We start from the raw sequence: 22675 nt of genomic DNA, 5'->3' as shown, positions 1-22675 counted from the left end.
CAACGCCGGGTGCAGGGATACACCTTCGGATGTGTGCAACACGCGATGTTCAGTACTGCGGCAGCGGGATGAATTCCTTGTCGTCGCCCGGGATGGTGCCGAAGCGACCGGCTTCCCAGTCGTGCTTGGCCTGTTCGATACGTTCCTTCGAGCTGGACACGAAGTTCCACCACAGGTGACGCGGGCCATCCAGCGGCTCGCCACCGAACAACATCGCCTTCACCGGCGTCTTCGCGCGCAGGCGGCCACGCGCACCAGCCTCGGGGATCACCAGGTGCTGGGCAGGGATGTCCACGCCATCCAGCTGCGCGTCGCCTTCGAGGATGTACAACGCGCGCTCGCGGTGGCCGTTGTCGATATCGATTTCCGCATCCGGGTCGAGGTCGATCGCCACGTTGAGCGTATCGGCGAACACCTTCACCGGCGATTCTTCGCCGTAGGCGCGGCCGGCAATGACGCGCAGCCATGCGCCATTGCGGCGCTGCTCGGGCAGGGTGGCGGCGGCATGGTGGTAGAACGCCGGTTCGATTTCCTCATGCGATTTCGGCAGCGCCACCCAGGTCTGCATGCCGTGGATGGGGTTGTCATGGTCGCGGTCCGGCTGCGGCGTACGCTCGGAATGGGCGATGCCGCGGCCGGCGGTCATCCAGTTGACGTCACCGGGACGGATCACCTGATCCGAACCCAGCGTGTCGCGGTGGCCGATCGCGCCCGACCACAGGTAGGTGACGGTAGCCAGGCCGATATGCGGATGCGGGCGCACGTCGATGGCGGTGCCGGGGTGCATGAGTGCCGGGCCCATCTGGTCGACGAACACGAACGAGCCGATGCTGCGGGCCTGCAGGGTCGGGACGGCCCGGCGGACTTCTAGGCCGCCGATGTCGTGCACGCGCGGGGCGATGATGGTGGTCATGCGGGCGTTCTCGCTGGCAGGGATCAGGTGATCAGCATCGCATGCAGCTGTGACGGGGACATGCCCCGTATGGGTAACAGGTTGTTCCAGCCAACGGCGCAGCCCCTCGTGGCTGTGGGGTTGGTCGCGTAAAGCAAAAGCCGCGCTTGGCCGGGCGGGGTGGGTTCGCGGGGGACGCCGTGAATCCGTCCTTGGAGGCTTGGCCGCGGCATCCATGCCGCGGACACCCCCGCGAACCCACCCCGCCCGGCCTCTGACAGTTTCCGTGTGCGTCCAGCCACGGAGAAGAAAAAAGAAAATCAAAATCAAACGCCGGTCGCTTCGCTCGCATCCACGCATGGCGTGGACCAAGCGTGTCGACCAAGGTCGACACCTACCAGCTCCCGAAGGTCACTGACCGTCACCGGGAAACTGTCAGGGGTGGGGCGGTGTGGGCTTGCAGGACCGTTGGCGCCATGGATGGCGCCATCGAGCCCCCATGGACGGGTTTACGGCGTGTCCTGCAAGCCCACACCACCCCGCCCAACAAACAGAAAAGCCAGAGCCGGCTGTTGCTCCGGCTCTGGCTTCGGCTGTTGCTGTTGCCTCTGCGGGTGCCGGGCCGCAGGCCCGGCCGATAAATTCACACCACCGGTTCGCGCAGGGCGGGGTTGTCCCAGCCCGGGCGCGGGGCGAAACGGTCACCATGGCGCTGCTGCAGCGCCTTCAATCGCTCGACGATCGCGTCGGCACCCACCGCGCGGATGTGCTGGATCGGACCACCGCGGAACGGTGCGAAGCCGGTGCCGAAGATCACGCCGGCATCCAGCAGGTCCGCATCGGCCACCACGCCTTCGTGCAGGCAGGCCACCGCTTCGTTCAACAGCGGCAGAATCAGGCGGTCCTCCAGATCGGCCGGTGCCTGGTAATCGCTGGCCACGTCCGGCTTCTTCGCACGGCCGTTTTCCCAGGTATAGATGCCCTGGCCATCCTTCTTACCGCGCTTGTCCGGTTCCACCGTCTGCAGCGCGGCCGGAATCTGCAGGCCGAGGAACGGTGCTAGTTCGCGGCCAACGCCAGCGGCCACGTCCAGGCCCACGGTGTCGATCAGTTCGATCGGGCCCATCGGCATGCCGAACTTCACAGCGGCCTTGTCGATCACCGGGCCCGGGATGCCTTCGGCATAGGCGGTGGCGGCTTCCAGCATGTACGGGAACAGCACGCGGTTGACCAGGAAACCCGGGCTGCCGGCCACCGGCACCGGGAACTTGCCCAGTGCCTTGCAGAACGCGGCCAGGCGACGTTCGGTCTCAGGCGCCATGCCGTCGTGATGGATGATTTCCACCAGCGGCATCTGCGCGACCGGGTTGAAGTAGTGCAGGCCAGCGAACTGTGCCGGGCGCTGGATGTGGTCGCGCAGCTCCACCAGCGGAATCGACGAGGTGTTGGTGGTCAGCAGCGCGTCCAGCTTCATCTTCGGTTCGAGCGTCTGGTACAGCGCACGCTTGGCCTCGGGGTTCTCGATGATCGCCTCGATCACCAGGTCGGCCTCGGCCACGCCGTTGCCTTCCAGATCGGCACGCAGGCGCGCGGCCACTGCAGGACGCTTGCTCTCGTCGCGTACCTTCTTGGCGAACAGCGCCTGCGCGCGCTCCATGGCCGGGTCGATGAAGCGCTGCTCGCGGTCCTGCAGGGTCACGTCGAAGCCCTTGTAGGCGGCCCACGCGGCGATGTCGCCGCCCATCACGCCGGCGCCGACCACGTGCACGTGGCGGATGCCGGAATCACCACCGCCGAGGCCCTTCAGGCGCTCGGTCAGGAAGAAAATGCGGATCAGGTTACGCGCGGTCGGCGTGCTGGCCAGCTTCACCACGGCACGCCGCTCGGCATCCAGGCGTGCCTGGATCGGCTTGCCGCCGCTGCGCTGCCAGGTGCTGATCAGCGCGTAGGGCGCCGGGTACTGGTCCTTCTTGGCCTTGCGTGCGACCTGCTTGACCATCTGCGGTGCCAGCAGGGTGCGTGCCAGCCAGGTGTTGGTGGCCCAGGCCGTCGCGCGCTGCTTGAACGGGCGGGTGGTGCCGGACAGCGCCAGCGCTACGGCCGTGTCGAGCACCACCGCCGGTGCCACCACCTTGTCGACCAGGCCGATGCCACGCGCAGCCGAGGCTGACAGGGTGCGGCCGGTCAGCATCATGTCCATCGCCGCCGGTGCGCCCACCAGCTGCGGCAGGCGCGCGCTGCCGCCCCAGCCCGGGAAAATGCCCAGCTGGGTTTCCGGCAGGCCGATGCGGGTCGAACTGTCATTCGAAGCCACACGGTAGCGGCAGGCCAGCGCCAGCTCGGTGCCGCCGCCCAGGCAGTGGCCATGGATCGCCGCCACGGTCGGGCAGGGCAGCTCGGCCAGCTTCTGGTAGGTGGACTGGCCACGGCGGATGGCATCGTTCACGGTGCCGCGGCGGTCGAATTCCTGGAATTCCTTCAGGTCGGCACCGGCGATGAAGCCGGCCTTCTTCAGCGACTGGATCACCACGCCCTTGGGCGGGTCCATGGCGATGCGCTCAAGCAGGTCGCCCAGTTCCAGCAGCACGTCCTGCGACATGGCGTTGACGCTGCTGTCCTGACGATCCAGGGAGAGAACCACCACGCCGTCGTCGCGGATCTCGGGGTGCCAGTGGCTGAAGCGGAGACCATCGAAGCCTGAGAGCATGGACGTTCCATCCGGTTGTGTATGGAGAAGCGGCTATGATCCAGAGGTTGTTTCCCCCGCGTCAAATCCCAATAGCAGGGGAGTGGCGACCCCGGATCCATGGCCGTGGACCGGGACGCTAACGGAACGGTGGTTAAAAGCTGGTGCGGCGCCAGGTGATCGGCGACTGAACTTTTCCCGGGATTGGCAGTCTCATTGCCCGACGTCGGTTGGGCTGACAGGAGTGCGGCCCCTCATGGCCGATGTTGATACACCTCAGGAGCTGGATCTGGAACTGGTCCGGCGCGTGCAGCACGGCGAGAGCGCCGCGTTCGATGTCCTGGTGCGCAAGTACCAGCATCGCGTGGTGGCCCTGGTCGGTCGCTACATCGCCGACTGGAGCGAATGTCAGGACGTCGCCCAGGACACTTTCATCCGTGCGTACCGCGCGATCGGAAGTTTCCGCGGCGATGCCCAGTTCTCAACCTGGTTGCATCGAATCGCCGTGAATACCGCCAAAAACTACCTGGCTTCACACAATCGCCGGCCGCCGACCGATGACATCGACATCGGTGACGCCGAACAGTTCGACAGCGGGACGCGCCTGCGCGACACGGATACGCCCGAACGCGAGTTGATGCGCCAGGAACTGGAACAGACGGTGATGAAGGCCGTCAATGCGCTGCCGGAAGAACTCCGGTTGGCGATCACCCTGCGCGAGGTGGAAGGCCTGAGTTACGAAGATATCGCGCAGAAAATGGGGTGCCCGATCGGCACCGTGCGTTCACGGATCTTCCGGGCGCGCGAGGCGATCGACACCGAACTCCGGCCGCTGTTGGACATCGGCAGCGCCACCCGTGAGAAGAGCCGCGTATGACCAGTAATCCGTTCAACGAATCGCAGAACCACCAATCGCCCGCCGGGCAGCGCCTGGACCAGCGCCATCGCGAACAGCTGTCGGCCCTGGTCGATGGCGAGCTGGGCGCCGACGAAGCGCGCTTCCTGCTGCGCCGGATGGAGCACGACCCCGAGCTGGCCGGCTGCCAGGAACGCTGGCAGCTGCTGGGTGACGTGATGCGCGGGCAGGCCTCGGCGCTGGCGCCGGCCGGCTTCAGCGCGGCCGTGGCCGCCGCCATCGCTGCCGAACCGGCGCCGCAGGCCGAGCCGCGCCGCGAGGTGCGCCGCAGCGGTTGGCGGGCCTGGGGCGGTGGCGCCGCACTGGCCGCCTCGGTGGCGGCGGTGGCGCTGTTCATGGGCGGCGAGAAGCTGAAGGAAGCCACCCCGGGCGAGCCGTTGGCACCGCAGGTGATCGCCAGCCAGGCCGAACTTGCGCCCGCGCCGACGACGCCGGCTCCGGTAACCGAAGCCTCGGTGGATACCGCCGCAATGGCCGTGGCCGGTGTACCGGCAGTGGCCATGGCCGCGGCCAGCCGACGCCAGGACACCCGTCGCGCCAGCGCTACCCGCAGCCAGCAGGCTGCGCGTGCCGCCCAGCGCGAGGACATGCCGCAACGCGCCGTGGCCGCCGCACAGGCGCCGCTGACCCCGACCGTGCCGGCCAATGCCAGCCGCAACATGCCGTTCGGTGAGGTTGGTGGCCTGCAGGCGCGACCGTGGCCGCGCTCCAGCCTGGCGCCCGCTGCCGGTGGCGCGCTCAATGCGAGCTTCCCGGCCCACGCCGGGGGCGCCGCGTTCTACCCGTTCGAGCCGCGCCTGCAGGACGACCTGCCGGTGCCGCCGCGCCCGCGCGACTGAGCCGGGCGCTTTCACGCCCCGCCGTCGGCGGGGCCCGTATTCCTCTTTCCATCCGATCCGGAGGTTGCCGTCCGATGACTCCCCGACTCCGCACGCAGGCCATGGGCCTGCTGGCCCTGACCCTGCCGTTGGTGGCCTGCGCGCAGGCCCCGGCTCCGGCCGCCCAGACCCAGGCCGCGCCGGCCGCCGCGCCGCGGGCCCCGGCCCAGCCGCTGGTCACGGGCCTGCCTGACTTCACCAATCTGGTCGAACAGGTCGGGCCTGGCGTGGTCAACGTCGACACCACCATCGTCCGCAACAACCGCCAGGCCTCGCGGGGCCCGATGGGCGGCGACGATGACATGCCGGAGTTCTTCCGCCGCTTCTTCGGCCCGGATTTCCCGATGCCGGGGCAGGGCCCGGGCGGTCCGGACGGTGGCCCCAGCATCAAGGGCCGCGGCATGGGCTCGGGCTTCATCATCTCGCCCGATGGCTATGTGCTGACCAACTACCACGTGGTGGCCGATGCCAGCGAGGTGAAGGTCAAGCTGGGTGACCGCCGTGAGTTCACCGCGAAAGTGGTGGGCAGCGACCAGCAGTACGACGTGGCACTGCTGAAAATCGACGGCAAGAACCTGCCGACCGTGCGCGTTGGCGACTCCAACTCCCTCAAGCCGGGTCAGTGGGTGGTCGCGATCGGTTCGCCGTTCGGCCTCGACCACTCGGTCACTGCCGGCGTGGTCAGCGCCCTCGGCCGCAGCACAGGTGGTCCGGACCAGCGCTACGTGCCCTTCATCCAGACCGACGTGGCGATCAACCAGGGCAACTCCGGTGGCCCGCTGCTGAACACCCGTGGCGAAGTGGTCGGCATCAACTCGCAGATCTTCTCCGCCTCGGGCGGCTACATGGGCATCAGCTTCGCGATCCCCATCGACCTGGCGATGAGCGCGGTCGAGCAGATCAAGAAGACCGGCAAGGTCACCCGTGGCCAGCTCGGCGCGGTGGTGCAGGAAATCGACGGGCTGAAGGCGCAGGCGATGGGCCTGCCGGACAGCCGCGGCGCCCTGGTCAACCAGATCGTGCCGGACTCGGCTGCAGCCCGGGCCGGGGTGAAGATCGGTGATGTGATCCGTTCGGTGAACGGTGCGCCGGTCAACAGCTGGTCCGACCTGCCGCCGCTGATCGGCGCGATGGCACCGGGCAGCCGGGTCACCCTGGGCGTTATCCGTGATGGCAAGCCGCGCGACCTCAGTGCCACCCTGACCGCACTGACTGAAGACGGGCAGGCCGGTTCGCGTGGCCCGGCCACCGGCGACAGCGATGCGGCTCCGCAGGCCGGCGCCAATGCCCTGCTGGGGCTGGACGTCAGTGACCTGACCGCACCGCAGCGCAAGCAGCTGGGCCTGGAATCGGGCGAAGGCGTGCGCATCACCGGGGTCAAGGGCCAGGGAGCGCGTGATGCGGGCCTGTCTCCGGGCATGGTGATCCTGCAGGTGGCCAGCACCCAGGTCGGCAGCGTGGACGCGCTGAACCGTGCGCTTTCCAGCTACAAGAAGGGCGACGTGGTGATGCTGCTGGTGCGCACCGGCAGCGGCAACAGCGCGTTCGTCGCGGTCAAGGCTGGCCAGTAAGGCCTGCCGGGGCCGCTTCGGCGGCCCCGGCTTTTCCCCGAAGCCCCGCCCTGGCGGGGCTTCGGCCATTCCGGGCCCGGTCCGATGAGGCCGTTTTCGCGGGCGGGCGCCGGGCATGCGATAATCGACCGTTACCCTGACGACGCCGCGCGCCGCCGCCACCTATGTCTTCTGATTCGATGCGGAACATCCGCAACTTCTCCATCATCGCCCATGTCGACCACGGCAAGTCCACGCTGGCCGACCGCATCATCCAGCTCTGTGGTGGCCTGCAGGCCCGCGAGATGGAAGCGCAGGTGCTCGACTCCAACCCGATCGAGCGCGAGCGTGGCATCACGATCAAGGCGCAGTCGGTGTCGCTGCCGTACCTGGCCAAGGACGGGCAGACCTACCATCTGAACTTCATCGACACCCCCGGCCACGTCGACTTCTCCTATGAAGTCAGCCGCTCGCTGGCCGCCTGCGAAGGCGCGCTGCTGGTGGTCGATGCGGCCCAGGGCGTGGAAGCGCAGTCGGTGGCCAACTGCTACACCGCGGTGGAGCAGGGCCTGGAAGTGGTGCCGGTGATCAACAAGATCGACCTGCCCACCGCCGACATCGAGCGCGCCAAGGCCGAGATCGAGGCCGTGATCGGCATCGACGCCTCCGACGCGGTGCCGGTCAGCGCCAAGACCGGCCTGAACGTGCAGGATGTGCTGGAAGCGATCGTGCACCGCATCCCGCCGCCGGCGCCGCGCGACACCGACAAGCTGCAGGCGCTGATCATCGATTCGTGGTTCGACAATTACCTGGGCGTGGTGTCGCTGGTGCGCGTGATGCAGGGCGAGATCAAGGCCGGTGACAAGCTGCAGGTGATGTCCACCGGCCGCAACCACCAGGTCGACAACGTTGGCGTGTTCACCCCGAAGCGCAAGGTGCTGCCGGCGCTGAAGGCCGGTGAAGTGGGTTGGGTCACCGCCAGCATCAAGGACGTGCACGGTGCGCCGGTCGGCGACACGCTGACCCTGGCCGGCGACCCAGCCCCGAAGCCGCTGCCGGGCTTCCAGGAAATGCAGCCGCGCGTGTTCGCCGGCCTGTTCCCGGTCGACGCCGAGGACTACCCGGACCTGCGCGAAGCGCTGGACAAGCTGCGCCTGAACGACGCCGCGCTGCGTTTCGAGCCGGAAAGCTCCGAGGCGATGGGCTTCGGCTTCCGCTGCGGCTTCCTGGGCATGCTGCACATGGAGATCGTGCAGGAGCGCCTGGAGCGCGAATACAACCTGGACCTGATCAGCACCGCGCCGACGGTGGTGTACGAGGTCCTGAAGACCGATGGCTCGATCATCAACATGGACAATCCGGCCAAGCTGCCGCCGGTGAACCAGGTCGAGGAGATCCGCGAGCCGATCATCCGTGCCAACGTGCTCACTCCCGAGGAGTACATCGGCAACATCATCAAGCTGTGCGAAGAAAAGCGCGGCAGCCAGATCGGCATCAATTACCTGGGCAGCCAGGTGCAGATCAGCTATGAATTGCCGATGGCCGAGGTGGTGCTGGACTTTTTCGACAAGCTGAAGTCGGTCAGCCGTGGCTATGCCTCGCTGGACTACCACTTCGTGCGCTTCGACGCCGGCCCGTTCGTGCGCGTGGACGTGCTGATCAACGGCGACAAGGTCGATGCCCTGTCGCTGATCGTGCACCGCAGCCATGCCGACCGCCGCGGCCGCGAGCTGTGCGAAAAGATGAAGGACCTGATCCCGCGCCAGATGTTCGACGTGGCCATCCAGGCCGCCGTTGGCTCGCAGATCATCGCCCGCACCACGGTCAAGGCCATGCGCAAGAACGTGCTGGCCAAGTGCTATGGTGGCGACGTTTCGCGCAAGAAGAAGCTTCTGGAAAAGCAGAAGGAAGGCAAGAAGCGCATGAAGCAGGTCGGCCGCGTGGAGATCCCGCAGGAAGCGTTCCTGGCCGTGCTGCAGATGGACAACAAGTAAGCCCGCACCGGCCCTGCGGGGCCGGTCGTCTGGTGACGTTGCAAAGGACCCTGAATGAAACTGTTTGAGATCCTCCTGGTCGTGCTGACCCTGGCCTCGGGCCTGATCCTGCTTGCGGACAAGCTGTACCTCGCCAAGCGTCGCGCCCAGCGCGCGGGCCTGCTCGATTCCGAGCCGGTGCTGGTGGATTACTCGCGTGCGTTCTTCCCGGTGCTGGCGATCGTGCTGGTCGTGCGCAGCTTCATTGCCGAGCCGTACAAGATTCCATCCAGTTCGATGATGCCGAACCTGCTGATTGGCGATTTCATCCTGGTCAACAAGTTCTCCTATGGCCTGCGCCTGCCGATCAGCAACACCAAGATCGTGCCGTTTGGCGAGCCGTCGCGTGGTGACGTGGTGGTGTTCCACTTCCCCGGCCATGGCGAGAACGATCCGGCCAAGGGCGAGAACTTCATCAAGCGCGTGATCGGCGTGCCGGGTGACACCGTGGTCTTCGAAGGCGATGGCGTGATCCTCAACGGCGAGCCGCTGAAGTACGACAACAAGGGGATCTACGCCGGCCACAAGGGCCAGGGCGAGGGCGCCAACCTGCTGGTCGAGCACCTGCCGGGCCGCACCCACACGGTGCTGGAGACCGACTATCCGCGTGGCCAGGGCCAGTGGACCGTGCCGGCCGGCAAGTACCTGGTGATGGGCGACAACCGCGACAACAGCGATGATGGCCGTTTCTGGGGCCTGCTGCCGGAAGAGAACCTGCGTGGCAAGGCGTTCCTGATCTGGCTGAACTGCCAGGGCTGGTTCTGCAAGGATGGCTTCGAGCCGTCGCGGATCGGCTCGAGCATCAACTGAGCGGGCACCAACTGAGTATTTTCACATCCAACGCGTATCTGGGGAGAACGCAATGAAGACGATGAACACGCAGCGTGGCATGACCCTGACCTCGTTCCTGACGGTCCTGATCGTGGTTGGCTTCTTCCTCTACATCGGCATGAAGCTGTTCCCGATGTACCAGGAGTACTACGCGGTGCGCTCGGCGATGAAGAGCCTGGCCAACGAGCCGGGCGTGGGCAGCATGGAGCCGGCGCGCATCCAGGACCTGTTCTTCAAGCGCCTGTACATCAACTATTCGGACAACGTGAAGCCGGCCAACGTGAAGTTCGACCGTCGCGACAATGGCTGGACCCTCAAGGTCAACTACGAAGTGCGCCGTCAGCTGATCGGCAACCTCGATGTGGTTGGCAAATTCGATTCTTCCCAGGACCTGACACGAAGCGGTGCCCAGTAAATTCATCCAACGTGGCGACCTGATCGGTCATGCCTTCAGCGACCCGACCCTGCTCAAGCAGGCGCTGACGCATCGCAGTGCCGGTGCGCCGCACAACGAGCGCCTGGAGTTCCTCGGCGACAGCATCGTCAACATGATGGCGGCCGAGGCGTTGTACCGACGCTGGCCCAAGGCTGACGAAGGCGCGATGACCCGTGCCCGTGCCGAGCTGGTGCGTGAAGGCGCGCTGGCGGTGATCGGGCGCACCCTGGAACTGGGCGAGCGGCTGACCCTGGGCCCCGGCGAAATGAAGTCCGGTGGTCATCGCCGCGACTCGATCCTGGCCGACGCGGTGGAAGCCGTGGTGGCCGCGATCTACCTGGATGCCGGCTTCGAGGCCTGCCGGGCGGTGGTACTGCCCTGGTTCAGCGCTTCGATCGAGGCACTGCCGGCTTCCGGTCGGCCCGAGAAGGACCCCAAGACCCGCCTGCAGGAATGGCTGCAGGCCCGACAGAAGGCGTTGCCGCAGTATGAACTGGTGTCAGAATCCGGTGACGACCACGCCAAGCACTTCCGGGTACGCTGCAACGTAGCCGACCCGGCCGCCAGCACCGAGGGCGAAGGCGCCTCGCGGCGGCTTGCCGAACAACAGGCGGCTGCAGCCGTCCTAGAACAACTGGATTCCAAGTGAGCGAACAAACTTCCCATCATTGCGGCAGCGTGGCCGTCATCGGCCGCCCGAACGTGGGCAAATCGACCCTGACCAATGCCCTGGTCGGGGCCAAGGTCAGCATCGTTTCCAACCGCCCGCAGACCACGCGCCATCGCCTGCTGGGCATCGCCACCTATCCGGAAGGCCAGCTGGTGCTGGTCGACACCCCCGGCCTGCACAAGGTGCAGAAGCGGGCGATGAACCGGGTGATGAACCGCGCCGCGCGCGGCTCGCTGGAAGGCGTCGATGCCGGCCTGCTGGTGATCGAAGCCGGTCGCTGGGACGAGGAAGACAGCCTGGCCTTCAATGTTCTGCGCGACGCCGGTATCCCGGTGGTGCTGGTGGTCAACAAGATCGACCGGCTGAAGGACAAGGGCGCGCTGCTGCCGTTCCTGCAGGAAGTCACGGCCGGCCGCGATTTCGCGTCGGTGCATCCAATCTCGGCGCAGAAGCGCAACGGCCTGGAAGCACTGGTACGCGACGTACTGGCGCTGCTGCCGGAAGCGCCGCCGATGTTCGGCGAAGACGAGATCACCGACCGCAGCCAGCGCTTCCTGGCCGGCGAACTGGTACGTGAACAGCTGATGCGCCAGCTCGGCGAAGAGCTGCCGTATGCCACCACCGTGGAAATCGAGCGCTTCACCGAAGATGGCAACCTGCTGCGCATCGGTGCGGTGATCTGGGTCGAGCGCGAGGGCCAGAAGGCGATCGTGATCGGCAAGGGTGGTACCCGCCTGAAGGAGATCGGGGCCAAGTCCCGCCTGCAGATGGAGCGCCTGTTCGGCGCCAAGGTGTTCCTGGAGACCTGGGTGCGCGTGCGTGAAGGCTGGTCCGACGACGAGGCCGCACTGAAGGCCTTCGGTTACGAGTAAGCCGTTGCAGTCGCTTCGATGATGATCGAGGACGACACCGGCTTCGTGCTGCATGCACGGGCCTATCGCGAGACCAGCCTGCTGGTCGAAGTGCTGAGCGCGCAGCATGGCCGGATCGGCCTGCTCGCGCGTGGCGTATCCACCGCCAAGGGACAGGTGCTGCGCGCGGCCCTGCAGCCGCTGCAGTGGATCCGCTTCAGTGCCCAGCAGCGGGGCGAATTGGCCCAGCTGCGGGGTGCCGAGGCACTGGATGCTGCCCCGCGCCTGGTCGGCCAGGCGATGCTGGCCGGCTTCTATCTGAGTGAATTGACCCTGCGCCTGGCCCCGCGCCAGGACCCGCTGCCGGAGTTGTACCTGGCCTACGGCGAGGCACGCGCGCGGCTGGCCGTGGGCGCCGGCCTGGCCTGGACCCTGCGCCGGTTTGAGCGCGAGCTGCTGTCTGCGCTGGGCCTGGGTTTCGATCTGGACAGCGCCAGCGACGGCCAGCCGATCGACCCGGCCGCGCGCTACGAACTGGACCCACAGGAAGGCGCGCAGCGCCTGCTCAGCGAGCGCGGTGGGGAACGCCGGGCGGCCGCGACGGGTTCTGCGCTGCTGGCGCTGGCCGCCGATGAAGAGCCCGATGCCGCCGACCTGGCCAGCCTGCGCCTGCCGATGCGGCGGGTGCTGGCCCATCACCTCGGGCCACGCGGCCTGAAGTCCTGGGAAATGCTCGAGCAGCTCGCGCCTCGCAGGTAGGGGGTGTTCGGCAGGGCTTGCAGCCCTGCACCTGCCGAGGCCAAAGCAACAGCAACAACAGCATGCATTCCGTGGGATGGCGGGGTGGGTCCGGTTGCGGGGGGGGGGGCGCCGTAAACCCGTCCATGAAGTGACCCCCGGGAGTTGGACACCAGATCCAACCCCGAGGGATACATGAACAAATACGACGCGCGTTTCAAACTGCAGGTCGCCAAAGAGGCCTGCAAGACCTCCACATCGGTCAAAGCCATTGCCCGTCGCCACGGCCTGGAGTTCTCCACGGTCAGGCGCTGGGTGGCGACCTATCGGCTGCATGGTAGGCGGGGATTTCATCGCCAGGCCCGGTCCTATGACCTCCCGTTCAAGCTGGCTGTCCTGGAGAAAATGAGCCAGGACGGCCTGTCCGGGCGCGAGGCCACCACCTACTTTCAAATTGGCGATGCCGGCGCGGTGGGGCGATGGCGGCGCCTGTATGCTCAAGGCGGTGCCCAAGCGTTGGCACCCCCTCCGCCGCCGCCCCGAAAGCCGATGAAGAAGACCCGTTCGTCCAAGCCGCCTGAAGATATGAGCCGCGATGAGCTGCTCAAGGAAGTCGCCTATCTGCGTGCGGAGACCGACTACCTAAAAAAACTCGATGCCTTGATCCGGGAAGAGCAGGCGGCGCAGGACGCAAAGCGCAAGCCGTCCAAGGATTGAGGCAGGTTCATACGCTGTCGCTTCTGCTCGAAGCAGCTGAGCTGTCACGCAGTACGTTCTATTACCAGAACCATGTCCTGGCCCATCCGGATCAGGATGAGGCAGCCCTGTGCGAGCGCATCCGTGCAATCTACGATCAAAGCCAAGGGCGCTATGGCTATCGCACGGTGACGCTGGAATTAGCCAATCAGGGTCATCGGACCAATCACAAGCGGGTTCAGCGCCTGATGGGGGAGATGGGACTGAAATCGCGGGTGCGCGTAAAGCGCTACCAGGCCTTCAAGGGGGCGGCCAATGTTGTGGTTGGCAATGACCTCAATCGCCAGTTCCATGCCGAGCGGCCCAACCAGAAGTGGGTGACTGACGTGACCGAGTTCAAGGTGCAGGGCATGAAGCTATACCTGTCGCCGATCATGGACCTCTACAACGGCGAAATCGTGGCTTATCAGATCAAGCGTCGGCCCGTATTTGATCTGGTGGGTCAAATGCTGGAGGAGGCCATCAAGAAGCTTCCCCCGGATGAGCGCCCCATGATCCACTCCGACCAGGGCTGGCAGTACCAGCATGAAAACTACCGGCACATGCTGGAAAAGCACTCGTTGAAACAAAGCATGTCCCGGCGCGGCAACTGCCTGGACAATGCGGCGATGGAAAGCTTCTTTGGGACGCTGAAGTCGGAATTCTTCTACCTGAACAGCTTTGACAGCATCGAGAGTCTGGAAGCTGGGCTGGTGGAATACATCCAGTACTACAACGAAGAGCGCATCAAACTGAAACTGAAAGGTCTGAGCCCGGTAAAGTACCGGGAGCAGGCCCAATCGGCCGCCTGACCCCGTCCAAGTCTCGGGGGTCACTTCACCATGGGGGCTTGGCCGCGGCATCCATGCCGCGGACACTCCCGCAACCGGACCCACCTCGCCTTGGACAGTTTCTCGCGAGCTGTCGGAATGGCACTCTGCTCTGGTGGGTGTCGACCTTGGTCGACACAGTAGAGCCACGCCCTGCGTGGATGCGTTTCGATTTCAATTCGAAATATTTGATTCCGATTGAGATTCATCCGCGCAGGGCGTGGATCTACTGGCCACAGGCCAACTGTCGAAGGCGGGGCACTGTGGGTTTGCGGGGTGTGAGCCGCATGGATGCGGCGACCAAGGCTACATGGACGTACTTGCGCCGTCCCCGCAAACCCACAGTGCCCCGCCATCTCACGGAATGCTGCTTTGGCCTTTGACGTTGCCACTGCCTGAAGGCTTCAGCAGGTGCAGGGCGCAGCCCTGCCGACCAACCCTCAATGCAGCAGGGCCGCCACCGCGTCGCGGAACCCCGCCTGGGCCTGCCCGGACTCCGGCGCATGATGCAACTGGCGCACCGCCCGGCCCAACCGCGCCGCGCCCACGAAGCCACAGCTCGCCTGAAGCCGATGCAACTGGCTGCGCAGCTGGCGCTCGTCATGCTGGTCCACCGCCTGCTCGACCGCATCGCGTACGCCTGGCAGCTCGGCCAGGAACAGCTCGCGCAGCGCGATCAGGTGGTTGCGCTGGCCATTAAGCGCGGCCAGTGCCGCAGTCTCGTCCCAGTCCTGTACCTGCAGCTCGACCGCGGCCGGCGCCTGGGCCATGACGATCCCGGCCGGACTGTTGACCAGGGCGCGGCGCACCGCCTTCAGCAGCTGGTCGCGGCCCAGCGGCTTGACCAGCGTGTCGCTGAAACCGGCCTCGCGCAGGCGCGCATGGATCGAGGTATCACCGTCGGCGGTATGCGCCAACGCCGGGGTGTCGGGATGTGAACGTCGCAGTTCGCGCAGCAGCTGCGCGCCGTTGCCGTCAGGCAGGTTGACGTCGATCAGCCACAGGTCATGCGCGCCGGGCTCGGCGCTGGCCAGGGCACTGGCCAATGAGTCTGCGGTGTCCACGTCCGCCGGTAACGTTTCCAACGCCGCCTTGAAAAAACCGCGGCTGATGATGTCGTCCTCGACAAGCAGGAAGCGGGGCCGGCTGGCCCGCGGGGTCATCTGCATCAGGGCTGCCTCCATGTCAGCTGTTGCAATCATCAAGCACAGCGGCGGCGGGCGCAAGCGGGTCCGGACCCTGCCGGTCAGGATCTGCGACAATACGCCCCCATTTTTGCCCGCAGCCTGTTGCCACGTGGCCCGATCCCGCTCCCGCATCGACCGTACCCCGTTCCAGACCGAGATCCTCGACCTCAGCCATGATGGTCGCGGTGTCGCCCGCCGTGAAGGCGAGGGCGGCAAGGTCACCTTCGTCAGCGGCGCCCTGCCGGGTGAGGTGGTCATGGCCGAACAGACCGCCCGCAGCCGCCATTTCGACGAAGCGCGTACGGTGGAAGTGCTGCAGGCCTCGCCGCAGCGCGTCACCCCGAAGTGCCCGCACTTCGGCACCTGCGCCGGCTGCGTGCTGCAGCACCTGGACGAAGACCAGCAGATTGTCGCCAAGCAGCGCGTGCTGATGGACAACCTGGAGCGCATCGGCCACGTGAAGCCGGGCACCGTGCTGGCGCCGCTGGTCGGCGAGAGCTGGGGCTACCGGCGCAAGGGCCGCTTCTCGGTGCGCCGGGTCGAAAAGAAGGACAAGACCCTGGTCGGCTTCCGTGAACAGGATCCGCGATTCGTCGCCGACCTCAGCCAGTGCCTGACCTTGATCCCGGAAATCGGCACCAAGGTCGAGGCGCTTTCCAGCTTCATCGAATCGCTCGATGGCAAGCGCGATATCCCGCAGATCGAATTCATTGCCGGCGACCAGGCCGTGGTCCTGACCGTGCGTCACCTGCAGCCGCTCAGCGATGCCGACCGCGTGGCCTGGGCCGCCTTCGGCCAGCAGCATGGCTTCGTGATCTACCTGCAGTCCGGTGGCGTGGATACCGTGCAGCCGCTGGACGGGCAGGGCGTGCCGCTGTCGTTCCGGCTGGCGCCGTGGGACGTGGAACTGGCGTTCCGCCCGCTGGACTTCATCCAGGTCAACGCCAAGCTCAACGAAAAGATGATCGCCCACGCCCTGGACCTGCTTGAGCCGGGCGAGGACGAACGCGTGCTTGACCTGTTCTGCGGCCTGGGCAACTTCACCCTGCCGCTGGCGCGCCGCGTGCGCGAGGTGGTGGGTGTGGAGGGCGATGCCGGCCTGGTCGCGCGTGCCCGTGAGAATGCCGTGCGCAACGGCCTGGCCAACGCCCAGTTCTTCAGCGCCGACCTGACCCAGGACCAGCGCAGCACGCCGTGGATGCGCCAGGGCTTCGACAAGCTGCTGCTGGACCCGCCGCGCTCGGGTGCGATCGAAGTGCTGCAGCAGCTGCCGCTGAAGCAGTTCAAGCGCATTGTCTACGTCAGCTGCCACCCGGGCTCGCTGGCGCGCGATGCCGGCTATCTGGTCAACGAACAGGGCTTCACCCTGGTCAGCGCCGGTGCCATGGACATGTTCCCGCACACCGCGCACGTGGAAAGCATCGCGGTGTTCGAGAAGCGCTGAGCGGCTGTCATCACCCATGGCGCATAATCGCGCCATGGGCATTGAAATCGAACGCAAATTCCTGGTCATCAACGATGGCTGGCGATCCGCTGCGCACCGGGTGATCCCCATGGCGCAGGGCTACATCAACGACATGGGCGCGCTGGATCGCGGTACCCAGAACGCCTCGGTGCGCGTGCGTATCGAGGGCGACCATGCTGCGCTGAACCTGAAGTCGCGCACCATCGGCCACACCCGGCAGGAATTCGATTACCCGATTCCGGTGGAGGACGCGCGCGCGCTGCTGGCGCTGTGCGTGGGTGGCCTGATCGACAAGCGCCGCCATCTGGTCGAGCACGCCGGCCTGACCTGGGAAGTGGACGAGTTCCTCGGCGACAACGCCGGCCTGGTGGTGGCCGAGGTGGAACTGGACAGCGCCGACCGGGCCATCGAGCTGCCGGACTGGGCCGGCGCGGAAGTCACCGACGACGCCCGCTACTACAACGTCGCGCTCGCCAGTCATCCCTATTCACAGTGGTGAAACCCTGAAAAGGGGACGGAGGGGATTAAGTCGTCTTTACCCCGCCTGTGCGGAAAGCGACTTAATCCCCTCCGTCCCCTTTTTTCGGCGGGGGCGGGCCCCATGTCGGGGGGATGAGAATCGACATCTACTCCGACGTGGTCTGCCCCTGGTGCTGGATCGGCAAGCATCGTTTCCAGCAGGGCGTGCAGTTGCTGGGCGCCAACGCGCCTGAACTCGATATCCACTGGCAGCCGTTCCAGCTCGACCCGGATGCTGACGCCACCCCGGTGCCGCTGCGCGAGGCTTATGTGCGCAAGTTCGGCGGCGTTGAGCGTACCGAACAGATCCTCGGCCAGACCCAGACCACCGCGCGGGCCGAGGGCCTGCCGATGGACTTCAGCCAGGGCCAGGTGCGGGTGACCACGCTGCCGGCGCACCGGGTGTTGTGGCTGGCGGGCGAGCACGGCGTGCAGGATGCGGTGGGCGAAGCACTGTTCCGCGCCCACTTCGAGCACGGTCAGAACCTGGCGGACCCCTCGGTGCTGATCAAGGCGGGCGCGGCAGGCGGCCTCGACGCGGGTGAAATCACGCAGATGCTGGCCTCCGACCGCGGCTTGGCCGAGGTCGAAGCCAAGCTGGCGCAGGCTCATGCATTGGGCGTTTCTTCGGTGCCGACCTTCGTCATCGATGGGAAGTGGGCCATTTCCGGGGCGCAGCCCCCCGAGGCCTTCGCCAACGCCCTGCGCCAGATCGCCGCCGAGCAGGGCGCGCCTGCGGCCCCGGCTGACGGCGACGAGGCCTGCGGCCCGGACGGCTGCAAGGTCTGACCGGATCCGAAAAGGGGACGGAGGGAATTAAGACGTATCCAGCCCGTAGGGGTCGATTGCGGCTTAATCCCCTCCGTCCCCTTTTTCTGACCACTGCGCCTGTCGGCCGGTTCTGCGACAATGCGGCACTGCGCCATGCGGGCGCGCGTTGTGGAGATCGACCATGCTGCTGATCGGCGTTGCCGGCACCGAACTGACCGCCCAGGAACGTGACTGGCTGCAGCACGATGCCGTGGCCGGAGTGGTGCTGTTCAAGCGCAACTTCGCCTCGCGCCAGCAGGTGACCGATCTGAGCGCGGCGATCCGCGCTGCCGCGCCGCGCCCGCAGCTGATCTGCGTGGACCAGGAAGGCGGCCGCGTGCAGCGCTTCCGCGAGGGCTACAGCGAGTTGCCGCCGCTGCAGGACATCGGGGCGATGTACGCCACCGATCCGCAGCAGGCGCTGGCCCTGGCCGAGCAGCACGCCTGGCTGATGGCCAGCGAAGTGCGCGCCAGCGGCCTGGACCTGAGCTTCGCGCCGGTGGTCGATCTGGGCCGTGGCAACCGCGCCATCGGCAACCGCGCCTTCAGTGAAGATCCGCAGGTGGTGGCCGCGTTCACCGCCGCCTACGTGCGCGGCATGCATGCGGTCGGCATGGCCGCCACGCTCAAGCATTTCCCCGGCCACGGCACCGTGCTGGAAGACACCCACGTGGATACCGCGATCGACCCGCGCGCGCTGGACGAGCTGCGCGCCCAGGACCTGGTCCCGTTCCAGGTCGGCATCGCCGCCGGTGCCGACGCGGTGATGATGGCGCACGTGATCTATCCGCAGGTGGCACCGGAACCGGCCGGCTATTCGCCGCGCTGGATCCAGGACATCCTGCGCGGCGAGCTCGGCTTCCGCGGCGTGGTGTTCTCCGATGACATCGGCATGGCCGCCTCGCACAGTGCGGGCGGCGTGCCGGCGCGCGTGCACGCGCATCTGGATGCCGGCTGCGACGTGGTGCTGGTCTGCCACCCGGAACTGGTCGATGAAGCCCTGCACGCCGTGCAGGGACGCTCCCTCAATACTGCTGCGCTGCTGGGCCTGCTGGGCCGCGGCGCGCTCGGCTGGGACGGCCTGCTGGCCGATGCCCGCCATGGCGACACCCAATCCCGTCTGCTTGAAACCCTTGGAAGAACCGTCTGATGCCCAACCTCACCATTTCCCAGGCCCTGGCCCAGGCTGACCTGCTGGTCGACCGCCCCACCATCGACAAGGCCATCGCTGGTATCGCCGACGCCATCGCGCGCGATTACAAGGGCGAGGTGCCGCTGTTCCTGTCCATCATGCACGGTGCGCTGCCGTTCGCCGGCCAGCTGGCGCTGGAACTGGGCGCGCGCGGCCAGGACGTGCAGTTCGATTACCTGCACGCCACCCGTTACCGCGGTGAAACCACCGGCGGCGACCTGGTCTGGAAGCACAAGCCGGCCACCTCGCTGTTCGGCCGCCGCGTGCTGCTGGTCGACGATATCCTCGACGAGGGCTACACCCTGCAGGGCGTGCGCACCTGGTGCCTGGAACAAGGCGCGACCGACGTGCGCATCGCCGCGATGACGGTGAAGAAGCACGACCGCGCGCTGCCGGACGTGACTGCCGACTACGCCGGCATCGAACTGCCGGACCGTTACGTGTTCGGCTTCGGCATGGACGTCAACGAAACCCTGCGCTGCGTGCCGGCCATCTACGCGATGAAGGAATAACGGCGCAGCCGCCCGCGGCGCGTCTTCTTCTGCCGCCGGCATCTTCGGGTGCCGGCGTTCGTCTTTTCATGGAGTGCTTCGAATGCAACAGATCGCCCTGGCCGTGATCGGCGGTACCGGTGTCTATAACCTGGCCAAGCTTGACGACGTGCAGACCCACGAGGTCGACACCCGCTTCGGCCGTCCGTCGGGCCCGGTGCGCGTTGGTACGCTGCTCGGCCATCGCGTGGCGTTCCTGGCGCGGCATGGCGAAGGCCATTCGCTGCCGCCGCACAAGATCAACTACCGCGCCAACCTGGCCGCGCTGCAGCAGCTGGGCGCGCAGCGCGTGCTGGCGTTGAACACGGTGGGGGGCATCACCGAACACTTTGGTCCGCGCGTGCTGGCCTGCCCGGACCAGATCATCGACTACACCTGGGGCCGCATCAGCACGATCTGTGAGGAAGAAGGCACCGACGTGGTCCACGTTGATTTCGGCCACCCGTACACGCCAATGCTGCGCAGCAAGATCCTGGCTGCGGCCAAAGTGACCGGCGTCACGGTCCATGACGGTGGCTGCTACGGCGCAACACAGGGCCCGCGCCTGGAAACCATCGCTGAAATCGCCCGTATGCGCCGCGACGGCTGCGATCTGGTGGGCATGACCGGCATGCCGGAAGCCGCGCTGGCACGCGAGCTGGGGCTGGATTACGCCTGCCTGGCGATCATCGCCAACTGGGCTGCCGGCTGTGGTGATGGCGAGGAGATCACGATGGCCGAAGTGCTGGCCAACGTGCAGGCGGCCGGCAACGGACTTCCGGAACTGGTGGGCGAATTGGCACGGGGGTGATTGTCTTCCCCGAGCAAGCTTTGCATACTCAGCTTGTGCGCGGGTTCAGCGTACACCACCCATTCATTGCATAAGGTCTCGCATCACCATGCCGAACGGTACCGTCAAGTGGTTCAACGACGCCAAGGGATTTGGCTTCATCTCGCCGGAGGATGGCAGCGCCGACGTGTTCGCGCACTTCTCCGCCATCAACTCCAAGGGCTTCCGCAGCCTGCAGGAAGGCCAGCGTGTCACCTATGACGTGACCCAGGGCCCGAAGGGTGCCCAGGCTTCGAACATCACGCCGGCCGAGTGATCCACTCGACAGTGCGTTGAAAACCCCGCTTCGGCGGGGTTTTTTTTGCGCGGATTGCCCGCGACCCGCTCGCGATCCACCCGCCTCGGGCACAATGCGGCCATGACGGAACGACTGCGCATCGCCGTGATCGGCTACGGCACCGCTGGACAGGCAGTGTCCATCCTGCTCACCCGTGACGGCCACGAGGTGGAGATCTTCGAACGCGTGCCCACGCCGGGGCCGGTGGGTGCCGGTTTCCTGCTGCAGCCCAGCGGCCTGCAGGTACTGTGGCAGATGGGCCTGCTTGATTCCGTGCGCGCACATGCCGCGCCGGTGCACCGCCTGTATGGCGACACGCCGTGCGAGCGCGCGGTGATGGACATGCGCTACGAGGGACTGGATGCGCGCCTGCACGGCCTGGGCATGCAGCGCGGGGCCTTGTTCTCGCTGTTGGACGAGGCGCGCGCAGGCGAGGGCCAGCTGCATGCCGGTACCACCATTACCGAGGTGGATGCCGAACACGGCCGTCTGCGCGACAGCGACGGGCGCACGCATGGCCCGTTCGACCTGGTAGTGGTCGCCGATGGCGCCGCGTCGACGCTGCGCGGCACGATCGCCGGCGGTGCCGGGCTGGACCGCGTGTATCCGTGGGGGGCGCTGTGGTGCCTGCTGCCGGCCGAGGACTGGCCGCACGTGCAGGAGCTGCGGCAGCGTTACGTGGCCGCGCGCAAGATGATCGGACTGCTGCCGGTCGGCACGCGCCCCGGTGATGACACGCCGCGCCTGAGTTTCTTCTGGAGCCTGCCACGCGCTGACTTCGAACGCTGGCAGGCCGATGGCATGACGCCCTGGCTGGATGAACTGCATGCACTGTGGCCGCAGGCCAGTGCGCGCTTCGCCCATCTGCGTGATGCCGGCCAGTTGGCGCGCGCGGTCTACCGTGATGCGGTGATGACGCGCTGGCACCACGGCCGCATGGTGCTGGCCGGTGATGCCGCGCATGCGATGAGCCCGCAGCTGGGGCAGGGCGTGAACATGGCGCTGTTGGACGCGCTGGCGCTGCGCGATGCGGTGCGCACCTACGGCGGCAGCACGGTCGCGCTGCAGGCCTACCAGGCGCAACGCAGGGCACACGTTGCGGTGTACCAGCGCTGGAGTCGTTGGCTGACGCCGCTGTTCCAGTCCGACCGCGACGCCTGGGCGAAGGCGCGTGACGTGCTGCTGGGCCCGATGGGGCGCCTGCCCGGTGGCCGTGGCCACATGCTGCGCGTGCTCAGTGGCACCCAGCACGGCTGGTTCGGTGCACTTGCACTGGATCCGGCGTTCGTCGACGCACTGGCTACCGCAGCGGAAATGCCTCGTATCAACGCGATTTCGGCCAATGCGTGAAGCGCGTCGTCACCTGAATTAACGGTTGCCTCACCGCCGATATGCGAGAAGTAGGTTGCACGCGATTGCGCGTCGCCCGTTTTCCTTTCCGTGATCAACATCGCGCGTGGCCCGGGCGGCGCTGCCGTTGCGGCCTGTTGCGGCCCGGATGTGCCGCTGATGTTGAAGAGGAGGACGCCATGTTGTTCGCGGTCGAGGAGCTGGAATCGGAAATCTGCAAGCTGCGCGGATTGCTGCAGATGCTGCACGAGGACCAGCCCGACGTACTGGAGGACGTGTTCGAGTTCCATGTCGGCAGCCTGATCAGTCATGCATCAGCGGAGCACCACGCGCGCATCCGCACCTGCGCGCAGGAAATGCTGGCGGCGATCCAGGCATTGCCGCGACGACGTGAGGGCGACACGCCTGATTTCCAGTTGATGCCGCAGCTGGGCATTCGTCCGGCCTGA

At 66.6% G+C, this 22675-nt stretch carries 22 protein-coding genes; 19 read left to right on the top strand and 3 right to left on the bottom strand.

What is annotated here, in order from left to right:
- Nucleotides 1–49: 49 nt before the first annotated feature.
- Nucleotides 50–913: a pirin family protein gene (locus ACSYAO_RS16290; RefSeq protein ID WP_032129853.1), complete on the bottom strand. Its 864-nt coding sequence runs from the start codon at nt 911–913 to the stop codon at nt 50–52.
- A 622-nt stretch (nt 914–1535) separates the two neighbouring features.
- Nucleotides 1536–3599 (bottom strand): 3-hydroxyacyl-CoA dehydrogenase NAD-binding domain-containing protein, encoded by a 2064-nt coding sequence (locus ACSYAO_RS16285; RefSeq protein WP_049463328.1) that lies wholly within the window; start codon nt 3597–3599, stop codon nt 1536–1538.
- 235 nt (nt 3600–3834) lie between these two features.
- Between ACSYAO_RS16285 and rpoE the strand changes: the two genes are divergently transcribed.
- The 10 genes from rpoE (at nt 3835) to ACSYAO_RS16235 (ending at nt 14028) form a co-directional block, all read left to right on the top strand.
- Complete coding sequence (gene rpoE / locus ACSYAO_RS16280) at nt 3835–4455, top strand: RNA polymerase sigma factor RpoE (RefSeq protein ID WP_010482816.1); 621 nt, start codon at nt 3835–3837, stop codon at nt 4453–4455.
- A complete protein-coding gene (locus ACSYAO_RS16275; RefSeq protein ID WP_032129851.1) occupies nt 4452–5333 on the top strand; it encodes a sigma-E factor negative regulatory protein in 882 nt (293 codons plus the stop codon). Before rpoE ends, ACSYAO_RS16275 begins: the two co-directional genes overlap by 4 nt.
- A gap of 74 nt (nt 5334–5407) precedes the next feature.
- Nucleotides 5408–6943 (top strand): DegQ family serine endoprotease, encoded by a 1536-nt coding sequence (locus ACSYAO_RS16270; RefSeq protein ID WP_032129850.1) that lies wholly within the window; start codon nt 5408–5410, stop codon nt 6941–6943.
- A 179-nt stretch (nt 6944–7122) separates the two neighbouring features.
- On the top strand, nt 7123–8916 hold the full coding sequence (lepA, locus tag ACSYAO_RS16265) for a translation elongation factor 4 (RefSeq protein ID WP_019662169.1): 1794 nt from the start codon (nt 7123–7125) through the stop codon (nt 8914–8916).
- 54 nt (nt 8917–8970) lie between these two features.
- On the top strand, nt 8971–9765 hold the full coding sequence (gene lepB, locus ACSYAO_RS16260) for a signal peptidase I (RefSeq protein ID WP_149909209.1): 795 nt from the start codon (nt 8971–8973) through the stop codon (nt 9763–9765).
- A gap of 52 nt (nt 9766–9817) precedes the next feature.
- Entirely contained in the window at nt 9818–10201 is a 384-nt protein-coding gene (locus tag ACSYAO_RS16255; RefSeq protein ID WP_010482821.1) for a DUF4845 domain-containing protein, read from the top strand.
- A complete protein-coding gene (gene rnc / locus ACSYAO_RS16250) occupies nt 10191–10871 on the top strand; it encodes a ribonuclease III (RefSeq protein WP_134951986.1) in 681 nt (226 codons plus the stop codon). The genes ACSYAO_RS16255 and rnc overlap by 11 nt, the downstream gene beginning before the upstream one ends.
- Nucleotides 10868–11764: a GTPase Era gene (gene era / locus ACSYAO_RS16245; protein WP_049401335.1), complete on the top strand. Its 897-nt coding sequence runs from the start codon at nt 10868–10870 to the stop codon at nt 11762–11764. Before rnc ends, era begins: the two co-directional genes overlap by 4 nt.
- A gap of 18 nt (nt 11765–11782) precedes the next feature.
- Nucleotides 11783–12502: a DNA repair protein RecO gene (gene recO / locus ACSYAO_RS16240; RefSeq protein WP_032129846.1), complete on the top strand. Its 720-nt coding sequence runs from the start codon at nt 11783–11785 to the stop codon at nt 12500–12502.
- Between the two features lie 174 nt (nt 12503–12676).
- Nucleotides 12677–14028, top strand: a protein-coding gene (locus ACSYAO_RS16235; RefSeq protein WP_197656034.1) for an IS3-like element ISStma2 family transposase whose coding sequence is annotated in 2 segments (ribosomal slippage) — nt 12677–13124 and nt 13124–14028 — 1353 coding nt in all. Because the reading frame shifts where the segments join, the coding sequence is not laid out codon by codon here.
- Between the two features lie 458 nt (nt 14029–14486).
- On the opposite strand, the gene ACSYAO_RS16230 is transcribed toward ACSYAO_RS16235, so the two are convergent.
- Nucleotides 14487–15215, bottom strand: coding sequence for a response regulator (locus tag ACSYAO_RS16230; RefSeq protein WP_032129364.1), 729 nt, complete (start codon nt 15213–15215; stop codon nt 14487–14489).
- 127 nt (nt 15216–15342) lie between these two features.
- Here ACSYAO_RS16230 and rlmD point away from each other — a divergent pair, with 127 nt between their 5' ends.
- The 9 genes from rlmD (at nt 15343) to ACSYAO_RS16185 (ending at nt 22675) form a co-directional block, all read left to right on the top strand.
- Nucleotides 15343–16677, top strand: coding sequence for a 23S rRNA (uracil(1939)-C(5))-methyltransferase RlmD (rlmD, locus tag ACSYAO_RS16225; RefSeq protein WP_049461629.1), 1335 nt, complete (start codon nt 15343–15345; stop codon nt 16675–16677).
- A gap of 34 nt (nt 16678–16711) precedes the next feature.
- Entirely contained in the window at nt 16712–17197 is a 486-nt protein-coding gene (locus tag ACSYAO_RS16220) for a CYTH domain-containing protein (protein ID WP_049461630.1), read from the top strand.
- Nucleotides 17198–17310: 113 nt separating this feature from the next.
- A complete protein-coding gene (locus ACSYAO_RS16215) occupies nt 17311–18006 on the top strand; it encodes a DsbA family oxidoreductase (RefSeq protein WP_049398295.1) in 696 nt (231 codons plus the stop codon).
- A 163-nt stretch (nt 18007–18169) separates the two neighbouring features.
- A complete protein-coding gene (nagZ, locus tag ACSYAO_RS16210) occupies nt 18170–19177 on the top strand; it encodes a beta-N-acetylhexosaminidase (RefSeq protein WP_049461631.1) in 1008 nt (335 codons plus the stop codon).
- Nucleotides 19177–19731 (top strand): hypoxanthine-guanine phosphoribosyltransferase, encoded by a 555-nt coding sequence (locus tag ACSYAO_RS16205; protein WP_005410592.1) that lies wholly within the window; start codon nt 19177–19179, stop codon nt 19729–19731. The genes nagZ and ACSYAO_RS16205 overlap by 1 nt, the downstream gene beginning before the upstream one ends.
- Nucleotides 19732–19813: 82 nt before the next feature.
- Entirely contained in the window at nt 19814–20560 is a 747-nt protein-coding gene (locus tag ACSYAO_RS16200) for an S-methyl-5'-thioinosine phosphorylase (protein WP_010482830.1), read from the top strand.
- Nucleotides 20561–20648: 88 nt separating this feature from the next.
- On the top strand, nt 20649–20855 hold the full coding sequence (locus ACSYAO_RS16195) for a cold-shock protein (RefSeq protein WP_005410590.1): 207 nt from the start codon (nt 20649–20651) through the stop codon (nt 20853–20855).
- A gap of 102 nt (nt 20856–20957) precedes the next feature.
- Nucleotides 20958–22226, top strand: coding sequence for an FAD-dependent oxidoreductase (locus ACSYAO_RS16190; protein ID WP_032129344.1), 1269 nt, complete (start codon nt 20958–20960; stop codon nt 22224–22226).
- Nucleotides 22227–22405: 179 nt separating this feature from the next.
- A complete protein-coding gene (locus ACSYAO_RS16185) occupies nt 22406–22675 on the top strand; it encodes a hypothetical protein (RefSeq protein ID WP_032129345.1) in 270 nt (89 codons plus the stop codon).

It is taken from the genome of Stenotrophomonas sp. STK16_22 (assembly GCF_051984505.1).
GTDB lineage: Bacteria > Pseudomonadota > Gammaproteobacteria > Xanthomonadales > Xanthomonadaceae > Stenotrophomonas > Stenotrophomonas maltophilia_A.
This window is presented reverse-complemented; position numbering and strand designations above follow the sequence as displayed.

Coding starts and splice junctions, on each gene's coding strand:
- nagZ (WP_049461631.1), top strand. CDS start 18,170: ATGCTGCTGATCGGCGTTGCCGGCACCGAACTGACCGCCCAGGAACGT.
- recO (WP_032129846.1), top strand. CDS start 11,783: ATGATGATCGAGGACGACACCGGCTTCGTGCTGCATGCACGGGCCTAT.
- ACSYAO_RS16275 (WP_032129851.1), top strand. CDS start 4,452: ATGACCAGTAATCCGTTCAACGAATCGCAGAACCACCAATCGCCCGCC.
- ACSYAO_RS16285 (WP_049463328.1), bottom strand. CDS start 3,599: ATGCTCTCAGGCTTCGATGGTCTCCGCTTCAGCCACTGGCACCCCGAG.
- ACSYAO_RS16255 (WP_010482821.1), top strand. CDS start 9,818: ATGAAGACGATGAACACGCAGCGTGGCATGACCCTGACCTCGTTCCTG.
- rpoE (WP_010482816.1), top strand. CDS start 3,835: ATGGCCGATGTTGATACACCTCAGGAGCTGGATCTGGAACTGGTCCGG.
- ACSYAO_RS16290 (WP_032129853.1), bottom strand. CDS start 913: ATGACCACCATCATCGCCCCGCGCGTGCACGACATCGGCGGCCTAGAA.
- ACSYAO_RS16230 (WP_032129364.1), bottom strand. CDS start 15,215: ATGCAGATGACCCCGCGGGCCAGCCGGCCCCGCTTCCTGCTTGTCGAG.
- ACSYAO_RS16195 (WP_005410590.1), top strand. CDS start 20,649: ATGCCGAACGGTACCGTCAAGTGGTTCAACGACGCCAAGGGATTTGGC.
- ACSYAO_RS16190 (WP_032129344.1), top strand. CDS start 20,958: ATGACGGAACGACTGCGCATCGCCGTGATCGGCTACGGCACCGCTGGA.
- ACSYAO_RS16185 (WP_032129345.1), top strand. CDS start 22,406: ATGTTGTTCGCGGTCGAGGAGCTGGAATCGGAAATCTGCAAGCTGCGC.
- ACSYAO_RS16270 (WP_032129850.1), top strand. CDS start 5,408: ATGACTCCCCGACTCCGCACGCAGGCCATGGGCCTGCTGGCCCTGACC.
- ACSYAO_RS16200 (WP_010482830.1), top strand. CDS start 19,814: ATGCAACAGATCGCCCTGGCCGTGATCGGCGGTACCGGTGTCTATAAC.
- ACSYAO_RS16220 (WP_049461630.1), top strand. CDS start 16,712: ATGGGCATTGAAATCGAACGCAAATTCCTGGTCATCAACGATGGCTGG.
- ACSYAO_RS16215 (WP_049398295.1), top strand. CDS start 17,311: ATGAGAATCGACATCTACTCCGACGTGGTCTGCCCCTGGTGCTGGATC.
- lepB (WP_149909209.1), top strand. CDS start 8,971: ATGAAACTGTTTGAGATCCTCCTGGTCGTGCTGACCCTGGCCTCGGGC.
- ACSYAO_RS16205 (WP_005410592.1), top strand. CDS start 19,177: ATGCCCAACCTCACCATTTCCCAGGCCCTGGCCCAGGCTGACCTGCTG.
- lepA (WP_019662169.1), top strand. CDS start 7,123: ATGCGGAACATCCGCAACTTCTCCATCATCGCCCATGTCGACCACGGC.